Raw genomic sequence first — 11692 nt, forward strand, 5'->3', positions numbered from 1 at the left:
TCCCCGGCAAATCTGTCCAAAATACCGCTAAAAACGCTCATACCGACACGACCGGCCGATTATCGATTACCATGATAAGACGCGGGCACAATGGCACACGAAACTCCCTCCGCCAGCTTTCGTCCATTCCTCGCCACAGGCCCAAACCAGGGCATGGGTCCGGCCCGCACAGGCCCAGTGCCTCCCCGGCGGTGCAGTCCGCACCGGCGGACCCGGCCTGAACCAGTGTTTGCCAAAGGAGATTCCCTATGACGGAACCGGACGACTTCGCCCCATGGTTCGTGCCCGGGCCGACCCCGCGCCCCGCCTTGGAGTCGCCGGAACCGACGTGGAAAATCCTCTTGGTGGACGCCGACCCGGACATCCACGCCGCGCTGCGCCGGACGCTCGGCGGGGAGCGGGTCGAGGAACGGCGGCTCGAACTGCTGGACGCCGACTCCCCGGCGGCGGCGCCCACCCTCCTCGCCCAACATCCCGACACCGCCCTGCTCCTGCTCGACATCGCGCAAGACACCGAACCGGCCGGACTGGACCTCCTGCGCCACATCCGCCAAGGCCTCGGCAACCACACCCTACAGGTCGTACTGCTCACCGGCCAAGCCGACTACGTCCCCGGACGCCAGACCGTGCGCGACCACGGCATCCATGGCTACCAACTCAAGCCGGAGCTGGCCACCGACCGGGTGTTCCTCGCGGTCCACGCCGCCCTCCGCACCCACCACACCCTCCGCGAACTGCACGCGCTCAAGCTGGGCCTCGAAGCCCAGGTGCGCGAGCGCACGGCGGCCCTCGAAGCCAGCAACCAACGCCTGAGCGAAACCCAGTTCGCCATGGACCGGATCGGCATCGCCATCCGCTGGGCCGACGCCGAGGGCCGCCTCCTCTACGTCAACGACGCGGCCTGCGCCATGCTGGGCTATAGCCGCGGGGAACTGCTGGGGATGAGGATGCCGGATATCGATCCCAACCTCGCCGGGGAAGGCTTCCCGGAACGGGTCCGGCCCATCCAGGAACGCGGCTACGGCCATTTCGAGTCGGTCAACCTCCACAAGGACGGCCATCCGATCCCGGTCGAGGTCAAGCTGTACTACCGGGAAACCGCCCCAGGGCTGGGCGGCTTCATCGCCTTCGTGACCGACATCAGCGAACGCCACGCCGCCGAGGAAGCCCTCCTGCGCGCCAAACAGGCCGCCGAACAGGCCAGCCAGTCCAAGAGCGCCTTCCTCGCCAATATGAGCCACGAGCTACGCACCCCGATGAACGCCATCGTCGGGCTCACCCACCTGCTCCAGAACGGCGCCCAGGGCCCGGACCAGCGCGACAAGCTACGCAAGATTTCCGAATCGGCCCGCCACCTGCTCGCGGTCATCAACGCCATCCTGGATTTCTCCAAGATCGAGGCCGGGAAGTTCAACCTGGACGCCACCGATTTCGAGTTCGAGCCGATCCTGGGCCGGGTCGCCGCCCTGGTCCTGGAGAACGCCCGCGCCAAGGGGCTGAACCTGGTGGTCGATATCGACCCCAGGCTGTGCCGGGGTTTCCGGGGCGACCCCACCCGGCTGACCCAGGCCCTGCTCAACTACGCCGGCAACGCGGTGAAATTCACCGACCAGGGCACCATCGTCCTGCACGCCCACCTGCTGGAGGAAACCGTCCAGGACGCCCTGATCCACTGCGAGGTGCGCGACACCGGCATCGGCATCGCCCCGGAGATCGCCGGACGCCTGTTCCAGGCCTTCGAGCAGGCCGACGCCGGCACCACCCGCCGCCACGGCGGCACCGGGCTGGGACTCGCCATCACCCGGCGGCTGGCGGAAATGATGGGCGGGAGCGTCGGCGTCGCCAGCGAACCCGGCCTGGGCAGCACCTTCTGGCTCACCGCGCGGCTGGAAAAATCCGACCTCCCGGCCGCCGCCGTGCCCCGGCCCTATGCCACGGGGCTGAGCGTGCTGGTGGCCGACGACCTGCCGGAAGCCCGGCTGGTGCTGGCCGAATTGCTGGCGACGTTGGGCTTCCGCGCCGAAACCACCGGCAACGGCGCGCTGGCGCTGGACCTATTGCAACGGGCCGACCAGGCCGGGGCACCCTTCGACCTGGTGGTCCTGGATTGGCGGATGCCGGGGCTGGACGGGATCGAAACCGCCCGCTGCCTGCGCGGCCTGGCCTTGTCGCACCCGCCCGTCCGGCTGCTAGTCACCGCCTACGACGAACCGGGGCTCAAGGAACTGGCGGGCGGGGCCGGATTCGACGCGGTACTGGACAAGCCGGTCACGCCCTCGGCCCTGCATAACAGCCTGATGCGCATCCTGGGCGGCGAACCCCACGCCCCCGCCCCGCCCCACGCCCCCGCCCCCAGCCTGCTGCCCAAGGGGGCGCGGGTGCTGCTCTGCGAGGACAACCCCATCAACCGCGATGTGGCCCTGGAACTGCTGCGGGAAGCCGGACTGGTGGTCGATGTGGCGGAAAACGGGGCCGAGGCGCTGGACAAGGCGGGACGCCAGGACTACGCCCTGATCTTCATGGACGTGCAGATGCCGGTGATGGACGGACTGGAGGCCACCCGCGCCATCCGCGCCCTGCCGGACCGCCAGCAAGTGCCCATCCTCGCCATGACCGCCAACGCCTTCAGCGAGGACCGCCAGCGCTGCCTGGAAGCCGGGATGAACGATTATGTCGCCAAGCCGGTGGACCCGGAACTCTTGTTCGCCACCCTGGAAAAATGGCTGAGGCGGCCCGCCCCGCCCACCATCCCCGGACCGCTGGCGCTGCGCAGCCTGCCGTTCCCGGTCCAGATCGCCGGTCTCGATATCGAGACCGGGTGCCGGAGGAGCGGCGGCAAGCCGGAACGCTACCTGCGGCTCTTGCGGATGTTCCTGGAGCACCACGCCGAGGACATGGCGCTCCTGCGCGAGCGGTTGGGCGCGGGCGACCGGGCCGGGGCGGAGCGGCTGGCCCATAGCCTCAAGGGCGCGGCGGGCACGCTGGGCGCGACCCGGCTGCACCGCCTCGCCAGCGAGATCAACCGCGACCTCCTCGAACCCTCGGACCCCGGCCAAGCCGGGGAGCGCATCGCCGAGTGCGAGCGGGAACTGGCCCAACTCGCGGCCCAGGTCCGCGCCTTGCCCAGCCTGGCCGAAGCGGCCCACCCCATCGATCCCACCCAAGCCCTGGCCGCCGCCCAACGCCTGGAAGCCCTGCTCGCCGACGACGATATCCAGGCCGGGACGGCGCTGCGGGAGGCCGGCCCGGTATTGCGCGCGGCCTACGGTCCCGGCATCGAGGAAATCGAACGGCTGGTCGGCAACTACGACTATCAACCCGCCCTGGAAGCCCTGCGCGCCTTGCTGGCACGCTGACCGCCGCCCCGGATCGCAAACGAGACCGTGCTACGCCAGGACGCGGGAAAGCGGCGGTGACTCACGGCCTGGGCTTGGTGCTAACATTCGCCATCCATGACCCGAGACTAGGAGACCCTCCACCATGCCGCGCACCTCCCTCAAGCAAGACCCGCCCGCGACCGAACAACCCACGCGCCGCCGCGCCGTCGCCCTCAAAAAAAAGCCGCAGGGCGTGGCGACCGACCAGTTCTTCTACTTCTTCCTGCGGCTCAGAAAGGGCGAGATCCGCCGCGTGGTACAGCGCGTGCAATCCCTTTACCCGGACGAAAGCACCGAACAACTGGCCCGCCGCCTGATCCTGGCCCAATGCTCGCTGTCCCTGGTGGGCGGCGCCCTCCTGCACCTGCCGCAGTTGTTCCCCGGCGCGGGGAACATCCTGAAACTGGCCGGCTTCGTGGGCGGGGCGTCGATGATGGCCCGCATGAACCTGTATCTGATCCTGGAAATCGCCCTGCTCTACGGCCAGGACATCGACGACCAGGCACGGGTCGGGGAAATGATGGCGGTGGTGGCGGCCTCGGGCGCGTCCGCCGCGATGCCCTTGCTGGTCAACGCGCTGGATTGGGTGCCGGTGGCGGCGATCCCGGCGTCCGGGCTGAGCGCCAGCGCCGTGTCCAAGCTGGTCGGGGAAGCGGCCATCGCCTTCTACAAGTCCCGCCGCGACGCCCAGGCGGCGGCGCAGGAAGCCATGCCCGCCTTGGCCGGCTAGGCCGTCCGTGGGTTGTAGGCCGTAGGAACGGGGTTATCCGCCTTTTGGCGATCCAAGCCACGGACCCGGCCCGGACGGCGGGGTGGGTTTCCCAGCCCGCCGTCCGGGGATCATCGCCTTGGCCCGCGGCGATCCACCTCTGCGGAATGGATCAACACCAGGACGATGAACACCACCACCAGCCCCCCCGCGGCCAATATCGTCGTTATTCCCATCGCCCACCTCCCGCCTAGGCCTCGGCGTATTCGTAGATCGGATTCACCAGGCTGCCCGGCGGCAGGCTGATGAGCGGCGAAATGATCCCGTCGCCCAAACCGTAGACCCAACCATGCAGGGTGGGACGGCGCTTGCGCTTCCAGGCCTGCTGCACCAGCGAGGTATGGGCGAGGTTGTACACCTGCTCGACGACGTTCAATTCCACCAGCCGGTGGGCGCGTTCCTCCTCGCCGGGCAGGGCTTCGAGTTCGGCCTGGTGCAGGCGGTAGACATCCTTGATGTGCTTCAGCCATTTGTTGAGGATGGGCAGGGCCGGGTTCTGCCGCTTCAAAGCCGCCCGGATGCCGCCGCAGTTGTAGTGGCCGCAGACGATGATATGCCCGACCTCCAGCACATCCACGGCGTATTGCAACACGCCCAGGCTGCTGAAATCGGTGGTGATGACCTGGTTGGCGATATTGCGGTGGACGAACATCTCGCCCGGCTGGGCGTTGACGATGATCTCGGCGGGCACCCGGCTGTCGGCGCAGCCGATCCACAGGAACTCGGGCCGCTGCCCGCCCGCCAGATGCTCGAAATAACCCGGCTCCTTGGCGCTTTTTTCCCCGGCCCAGGCGCGGTTTTCCAACAGGAGTCTTTCGAAGGGTTGCATGGTATCTCCCCGGATGGCTGTAAAAGGCGGAACCGGCGCGGGAACCCACATCCCGCCGCGAGGGGGTAAACGGCCAGGACACACCCCCGCGCCGGTCCCGGAACCGTCAATGCGGCAGCGGAAGGACGGCGGCGGCGTGCCCGGCGCGCCGCCGGAGCGGGACCGGCTTGGACTCCGGCGCGTCCCCGGCCCGCAAGCCCCGGACATTCCGCAATTCCACCGTGATGCCATCGTCCGGCGCGGCCTTGAGGAAATCGCGCAGGGTTTCCAGCACGTCGTGGTCGATGAAATCGGCGTGGGTGCCATCGATCAGCACATCGCCCCCGGCCTCGACCCGGCCCAGGGCTTCCCGCAGCAGCGCCTTGTTGAGGAAGGACACGTCCTTGCGCAGGCGCAGCAGGTAATGATCGCCGTTGCGGGTCAGGCTCAGCGCCGCCTGGAAATTGGCCCGGATCACATAGAACAACCCACAGGCGATGCCGACCATGATGCCCTTGAGCAGATCGGTGGTCAGGATCGCCGCCACGGTGACGGCGTAGGGCACGAATTGATCGGTGCCCTTGCGGTACATCTCCACCACCAAGCCGGGTTTGGCCAGCTTATAGCCGGTCAGCAACAGGATCGCCGCCAGGGCCGCCAAGGGCACGTAATTCAGGTAGCGCGACAGGAATCCCACGCTGAACAGCAGCAACAGGCCATGGACGAAGCAGGACAGCTTGGTCCGGCCGCCCGCGTTGACATTGGCCGAGCTCCGCACGATCACGGCGGTCATCGGCAAACCGCCCAACAGGCCGCTGACGAGGTTGCCCAAGCCCTGCGCCTTCAATTCGCGGTCGGTGGGGGCGATCCGGCGCAAGGGATCGAGCTTGTCCACGGCTTCCAGGCTCAACAGGGTTTCCAGGCTGGCGATGACGGCGATGGTGGCCGCCATGGTGTACACCGCCGGGTTGGCGAGCTGGGCGAAATCCGGGAACACCAAATGCCCGGCGAAATCGCCCAAGCCCTGCAAATCCGGCAAGGCCACCCGGTGGACCTCGGCGATGGCGAAAGCCGTGTCCTGGCTCAGCAGGTTGAACGCCACGCCGAAGGCCACCGCGACCAGCGGGCCGGGTATCCAGGCCAGCGGCTTGAACCAGCGGGTTTCCCACAACACCATGATGGCGAGCGCCCCCAGGCTGACCAAGGCCGCGCCGGGGGAAATGGCGTCGAAGGCGAGGAAGATTTCGTCAAGGGTGCCGCCGGGCGTCTGGGGGATATAGGTCTCCTCGCCCGAGAGGTCCGCGCCATAACCCACGGCATGGGGCAATTGCTTCATGATGAGGATCAAGCCGATGGCGGACAGCATCCCCTTGATGACCGAGGACGGGAAATAAGCCCCGATCATCCCGGCCCGCAGGAAGCCCAGCGCCAATTGCAGCAGCCCCGCCAGCGCCACCGCCACCAGGAAGGCGGGAAAACCGCCCAGGTGGTCGATGCCTTGGGCCACGATCACCGTCAGCCCCGCCGCCGGTCCCGACACGCTCAGCTGCGAACCGCTGGCCCAGGTCACGATCAAGCCCCCGACCACGCCGGCCACGACGCCCGATAACAAGGGCGCACCCGAGGCCAGCGCGATCCCCAAGCACAGGGGCAGCGCGACCAGGAACACCACGATCCCGGCCGGAATATCCCGGCCAAGATGTCGCCAATAATAAGAAATCTGCCTACGGATCATGGGGTTGTCCTCCTGGATGGCACGATGCCGGGGATGGGTTCGGGCGTTACGGGTCGCCCAATAGTTTCGATACGAAACTATTAAACCAGACTGTAGAGGGCGGCGCAACAGCTTAGGTTTAAATAAACCGTACCATTGGCTTTTTTAAACCGCAACGGGTTATTTGAACCGTAACGGGGGATGGGGTTCCACTGGGTGGTGGATGTGGAACGATAGGAGGGATGGACGGCGTCCATGGAAGGAGGCGGGACGATCAAGGCCGGACTGGGGATCGGCCTGTTATGGCGGGGTCGAACCGCCGTCTGCGACAAGCGTCGAAGCCGTTGGGAAAACCCGCCAAACGCGGCTGTTTTGAAGCCACCTCCGGCGGGCGGGAAATACGGGAGGGCATCCATCGATCCCGGCTTAAGCCCGGTTCAAACAACCGGGGCCAGCCGGTTCGCCATTTGAAAAAATGGCGAACCTCGCCTCAAGCGGAACCGGGCCTGGATCAATAAAGCCTAGAAATAAGTGTGGTAATCGCGGGAACGGCGGCGGGCCGCTTGGTTGTAATCGGCCAGAACGTGGGATTTCAGCAGCCGCACCGCGTTCTTCTCGCCATGCCATTGGCCGGTGCAGGGGTCTTGCCATTCGATACGGTAGGAAACGCTATCGCGCTGCTTCCTGCGCTTCCAACCATATCCCCAAAGAGTGAGGGCTCTCAGGCTGCGCCTGATCCAGGTGTCTATCGATGGTGTGAGCATGGCAATAACCTCGCGGGCTGTGATGGTAGCGAAGCGGCCCCGTGGGCCGTGGGCATAGGTATAAGGATGTCTCCGGTGGGATAACCTCCATCACCAAGCGCGAACCATGCCAGCCGCCCCCCGCGCCCCATCGCGCCACGGAAACCCGCGGCGGCATTAGCCGCTCCGGCCTCCGCCCCTGGTTTCTCCAGCCCGCCGCCCTTGTCACCCTCCGGCCAATCCGGCCCCGCCGGGTCGGAAAACCGACATCGCCGCCCCCAAAACGGGCCGGCTTCCGGGGAAGGCGCACCGGGGCGGAGCGGGAGGCCGCGCCCGGCCCGCTGGAAACGCGCCTCAAACCTTCAGGAAAAACTTGGCCCGGACCAGTTTCTCCTTGCGGTCGTCGAGTCCGTTGGTACCGCCATTGATCCGCCTGGTGATGGTGAGGACGTCGTCCTGGTCGGCGAGTTCGTTCAGGCCATGGGTGGTCCAGAACCAACAGGACACATCCACGGCCACGACGGGGTCGGTGGCCAGCAGCTTGGCGGTGGCGTCGGTGGTGTAATCCTTGCCCCGCGCCTTGCCATAGTTGGTGTAGTTGGTCCGCCCGGTCAATTGGATAAGGCCGCGGCCCTTGAAGCGCTTGCCGTCGCCGGGCTGGGTGTTGCCCAGGTCTTTGCGGCCCTCGTAGGCTTCGCCGCTGGCGATCTCCTCCGAGTAGCGCAATTCCCCGCTCTCATGGCCGACCTGGGCCAGGAAATGGGCTTGGCGCAAGGGGCTGTCGATCCGGTTCCGGGCCATTTCATCGGCCAGGGGCCGGGCGTATTTATCGATATACGCCGCCGCCGCGTGGATCATGATGCCTTGCAGCGCATCCGGCGACAGCCCGCCGGGCAAGCCTTCCCGCAATTTGGCGAGGGTGCCGCCGTTGGGATCGACGCGGCCATCCGGCTTGGCGATGCCCATGACCTGGCTTTGGAACGCCTCGATGGCCGCGATGGTCTTCTGACCGATCCCCCCGTCCACCACCAGCCGCGCCATGGGCGCGAGCTGGGCGATATTGATATTGAGCAAAAGCTGGATGGTTTTGACATCGCTGGATTGGTTGACGCCGCCGTTGCCGACGGATTTTTTAATACACATGACGGGAACTCCTGGGACAAGAAAAATGGATCAAGCCCTCCTTGAGGCGTATCCGCATCGTCCTAATGCCAAGCCCATTGTCTTTTCCAAAAAGCACTGCGTCAAACCATTGCCAGACAAAGCGATCAAGCCTTATGCACTATCCGGGCGGGGCGATGCCGATATTAGGCAACCTCCCGCCCAATCGCCACCGACCCGGCCCGCCCGTTCGCCCTCCGCCCCGGACCGGGCGGATAGATACCCGCCGTCCCATCCCGGCGAGCCGCGGTACAGGCTTGACTCATCCTGGGATTCCCAGTAAATTTATCAACCATTTATCTCGTTTTTTCCGCGGGGCGTTCAACGCCCTGATTCTTTTTCTGAGGTGGGTAAACCGTGGAGCTTAGCGGCGCTGAAATCATCGTCCGATGCCTGAAGGACGAAGGGGTCGAGTACATTTTCGGCTATCCCGGCGGGTCGGTCCTGCACATCTACGACGCCCTGTTCAAGCAGGACGCCGTCAAGCACATCCTGGTACGTCACGAGCAAGGGGCGACCCACGCCGCCGACGGCTACGCCCGCGCCACCGGCAAGCCCGGCGTGGTCCTGGTGACTTCCGGCCCCGGCGCCACCAATGCCGTCACCGGCATCGCCACCGCCTATATGGATTCCATCCCGCTGGTGGTCATCACCGGCCAGGTGCCCCTGCCCGTGATCGGCAGCGACGCTTTCCAGGAATGCGACACCATCGGCATCACCCGCCCCTGCGTCAAGCACAATTTCCTGGTCAAAGACCCACGCAAGCTGGCGGAAACCCTCAAGAAAGCCTTCTACATCGCCACCACCGGCAGGCCCGGCCCGGTGGTCGTCGATATCCCCAAGGATGTCACCGACCCCAGGGTCAAAGTGCCCTACGAATACCCGGATTCGGTGTCGATCCGCTCCTACAATCCGCATATCAAAGGCCACCGCTGGCAGATCAAGAAAGCGGTCGACCTGTTGCTCTCCGCCCAACGCCCCATGATCTATTCCGGCGGCGGCGTCGTCCTGGGCGAAGCTTCCCAGCAACTCACCGAACTGACCCGGAAGCTCGGCTTCCCCATCACCAACACCTTGATGGGCCTGGGGGCTTATCCCGCCACCGACCCCCAATTCGTCGGCATGTTGGGGATGCACGGCACTTACGAAGCCAATATGGCGATGCACGAGTGCGATGTCTTGCTGGCCGTGGGTGCCCGCTTCGACGACCGCGTCACCGGCAAGTTGGCCGAGTTCTGCCCGCACGCCAAGATCGTCCACATCGATATCGACCCGGCCTCGATTTCCAAGACCGTGCGCGTCGATATCCCCATCGTCGGCGAAGTCGCGGGCGTTTTGACCGACATGATCGAAATCCTGGCCGCGAGCGACAAGCGCCCGGATATCGCGACGTGGTGGGAACGGATTTCCAGCTGGCGCTCGCTGGATTCCATGCGTTACGACCGCACCGCCCAGGTCATCAAGCCGCAATACGTGATCGAGCAGCTTTGGGAAGCCACCCACGGCGAGGCCTTCGTGACTTCCGACGTGGGCCAGCACCAGATGTGGGCGGCGCAATTCTATAAATTCGACAAGCCCCGCCGCTGGATCAATTCGGGGGGCCTCGGCACCATGGGTTTCGGGATGCCCGCCGCCATCGGCGTGAAACTGGCCCACCCCGAGGCCGATGTCGCCTGCATCACCGGCGAAGCCAGCATCCAGATGTGCATCCAGGAATTGGCCACCGCCCTGCAATACCGCACCCCCATCAAGATCGTGAACCTCAACAACGGCTATATGGGCATGGTCCGGCAGTGGCAGGAATTCACCTACGAAAGCCGCTATTCCCATTCCTATCTGGAAACCATCCCGGATTTCGTCAAACTGGCCGAAGCCTACGGCCATGTCGGCATGAGGATCGACAAGCCCGCCGATGTGCGCCCGGCCTTGGAAGAAGCCCTGAAACTCAAAGATCGTACCGTGTTCATGGATTTCCTGACCGACCCCACCGAGAACGTTTACCCCATGATCGAGGCCGGCAAGGCCCACCACGACATGCGCCTCGCCCCCGGCATGGCCACCGAGCGGGAGTTGGCCTGATGCGTCACATCATCTCCATCCTGATCGAGAACGAATCGGGCGCTTTGTCCCGCGTGGCCGGGCTGTTTTCCGCCCGTGGCTACAACATCGAATCCCTCACCGTCGCCCCGACCGAGGACGCCTCGCTGTCGCGCATGACCCTGGTCACTTCGGGCAGCGACGAGATCATCGAGCAGATCACCAAGCAGCTCAACAAGCTGATCGATGTGGTGAAGCTGATCGATATCTCCGGCTCCACCCACATCGAGCGCGAGCTGATGATGGTCAAAACCCGCGCCGTGGACGGGATGCGCGACGAAATCAAACGCCTGACCGATATCTTCCGCGGCAACATCCTCGACGTGACCGCCACCACCTACGTCATCGAAATCACCGGGGAAAAGTCCAAGCTGGACGCCTTCCTGCAAACGGTGGGCGCGGAACACATCATCGAGGTGGTCCGCTCCGGCACCACCGGCATCCTGCGCGGCGAACGGGGTTTGGCGGTTTAACACGATGGATTGGGACCATGTTTGGACCGACGCCCTGCTCTCCGACCTGCCCTTCAAAGTCGAACTGGACCCATGGGGGCAGATCGTCATGAACCCGATCAAAGTGCGCCATGTGTTGATGCGCAACGCCATCTCCGACCAGCTCAAGCAAGTCATCGCGGGCTATGGCAAAACCTTCCAATGCCTGCCGGTCATGACCCCGGAGAACATCAAGATGCCCGATGTGGTCTGGTTCTCCCCCGAGCGCTACGAAGAAATGAGGAACAGCGAAGTCAGCCCCATCATGCCGGAAATCTGCGTGGAAGTGCTGGCACCGGGCGAAAGCGTCGAACGCCTGCTCCACAAGAAGGATTTATATCTCGCCGGCGGCGCGGTCGAATTCTGGCTGTGCGACGACGCGGGCCAACTGAGCTTCTACGACGATCTCGATGTTTTGGAATATTCGCGCTTGATCCCGGCGTTTCCGCACCGGGTCGAGCCGGATTGAGTACGTACGGGACGGCCAGCCCCTCCCGCTTTTGAATTGATATTGCGCCAAGCACTATAGAGG

At 65.1% G+C, this 11692-nt stretch carries 9 protein-coding genes; 5 read left to right on the forward strand and 4 right to left on the reverse strand.

All coding sequences use genetic code 11. The features are described 5' to 3' along the window. Positions 1 to 248 precede the first annotated feature (248 nt). Together K5658_RS14695 and K5658_RS14700 are read left to right on the forward strand one after the other, a co-directional pair. The gene (locus K5658_RS14695) at positions 249 to 3356 is read left to right on the forward strand and encodes a hybrid sensor histidine kinase/response regulator (protein WP_221063862.1); all 3108 of its coding nucleotides are present in this window, start codon (positions 249 to 251) and stop codon (positions 3354 to 3356) included. 124 nt (positions 3357 to 3480) lie between these two features. Continuing rightward, a complete protein-coding gene (locus K5658_RS14700; protein WP_221063863.1) occupies positions 3481 to 4107 on the forward strand; it encodes a hypothetical protein in 627 nt (208 codons plus the stop codon). A 229-nt stretch (positions 4108 to 4336) separates the two neighbouring features. On the opposite strand, the gene K5658_RS14705 is transcribed toward K5658_RS14700, so the two are convergent. The 4 genes from K5658_RS14705 to K5658_RS14720 all read right to left on the reverse strand — a co-directional run bounded on the left by K5658_RS14705 (position 4337) and on the right by K5658_RS14720 (position 8554). Beyond that, positions 4337 to 4975, reverse strand: a complete 639-nt coding sequence (locus K5658_RS14705; protein ID WP_221063864.1) for a carbonic anhydrase — start codon at positions 4973 to 4975, stop codon at positions 4337 to 4339. A 106-nt stretch (positions 4976 to 5081) separates the two neighbouring features. Further along, positions 5082 to 6689: a SulP family inorganic anion transporter gene (locus K5658_RS14710; protein WP_221063865.1), complete on the reverse strand. Its 1608-nt coding sequence runs from the start codon at positions 6687 to 6689 to the stop codon at positions 5082 to 5084. 500 nt (positions 6690 to 7189) lie between these two features. Then, positions 7190 to 7432 carry a hypothetical protein gene (locus K5658_RS14715; protein ID WP_221063866.1) on the reverse strand — a complete coding sequence of 81 codons (243 nt, stop codon included), beginning with the start codon at positions 7430 to 7432 and terminating at the stop codon, positions 7190 to 7192. Positions 7433 to 7765: 333 nt separating this feature from the next. Beyond that, positions 7766 to 8554, reverse strand: a complete 789-nt coding sequence (locus K5658_RS14720; RefSeq protein WP_221063867.1) for a glycoside hydrolase family 19 protein — start codon at positions 8552 to 8554, stop codon at positions 7766 to 7768. 375 nt (positions 8555 to 8929) lie between these two features. Here K5658_RS14720 and K5658_RS14725 point away from each other — a divergent pair, with 375 nt between their 5' ends. The 3 genes from K5658_RS14725 to K5658_RS14735 are packed head-to-tail and all read left to right on the forward strand — an operon-like array spanning position 8930 to position 11629. Then, positions 8930 to 10651, forward strand: coding sequence for an acetolactate synthase 3 large subunit (locus tag K5658_RS14725; protein ID WP_221063868.1), 1722 nt, complete (start codon positions 8930 to 8932; stop codon positions 10649 to 10651). Further along, the gene (gene ilvN / locus K5658_RS14730) at positions 10651 to 11142 is read left to right on the forward strand and encodes an acetolactate synthase small subunit (protein WP_221063869.1); all 492 of its coding nucleotides are present in this window, start codon (positions 10651 to 10653) and stop codon (positions 11140 to 11142) included. The genes K5658_RS14725 and ilvN overlap by 1 nt, the downstream gene beginning before the upstream one ends. A gap of 4 nt (positions 11143 to 11146) precedes the next feature. Next, positions 11147 to 11629, forward strand: a complete 483-nt coding sequence (locus tag K5658_RS14735; RefSeq protein ID WP_221063870.1) for a Uma2 family endonuclease — start codon at positions 11147 to 11149, stop codon at positions 11627 to 11629. Positions 11630 to 11692: the final 63 nt, after the last annotated feature.

The organism is Methylomagnum ishizawai, assembly GCF_019670005.1.
GTDB lineage: Bacteria > Pseudomonadota > Gammaproteobacteria > Methylococcales > Methylococcaceae > Methylomagnum > Methylomagnum ishizawai.

Coding starts and splice junctions, on each gene's coding strand:
- K5658_RS14695 (WP_221063862.1), top strand. CDS start 249: ATGACGGAACCGGACGACTTCGCCCCATGGTTCGTGCCCGGGCCGACC.
- K5658_RS14700 (WP_221063863.1), top strand. CDS start 3,481: ATGCCGCGCACCTCCCTCAAGCAAGACCCGCCCGCGACCGAACAACCC.
- K5658_RS14705 (WP_221063864.1), bottom strand. CDS start 4,975: ATGCAACCCTTCGAAAGACTCCTGTTGGAAAACCGCGCCTGGGCCGGG.
- K5658_RS14710 (WP_221063865.1), bottom strand. CDS start 6,689: ATGATCCGTAGGCAGATTTCTTATTATTGGCGACATCTTGGCCGGGAT.
- K5658_RS14715 (WP_221063866.1), bottom strand. CDS start 7,432: ATGCTCACACCATCGATAGACACCTGGATCAGGCGCAGCCTGAGAGCC.
- K5658_RS14720 (WP_221063867.1), bottom strand. CDS start 8,554: ATGTGTATTAAAAAATCCGTCGGCAACGGCGGCGTCAACCAATCCAGC.
- ilvN (WP_221063869.1), top strand. CDS start 10,651: ATGCGTCACATCATCTCCATCCTGATCGAGAACGAATCGGGCGCTTTG.
- K5658_RS14735 (WP_221063870.1), top strand. CDS start 11,147: ATGGATTGGGACCATGTTTGGACCGACGCCCTGCTCTCCGACCTGCCC.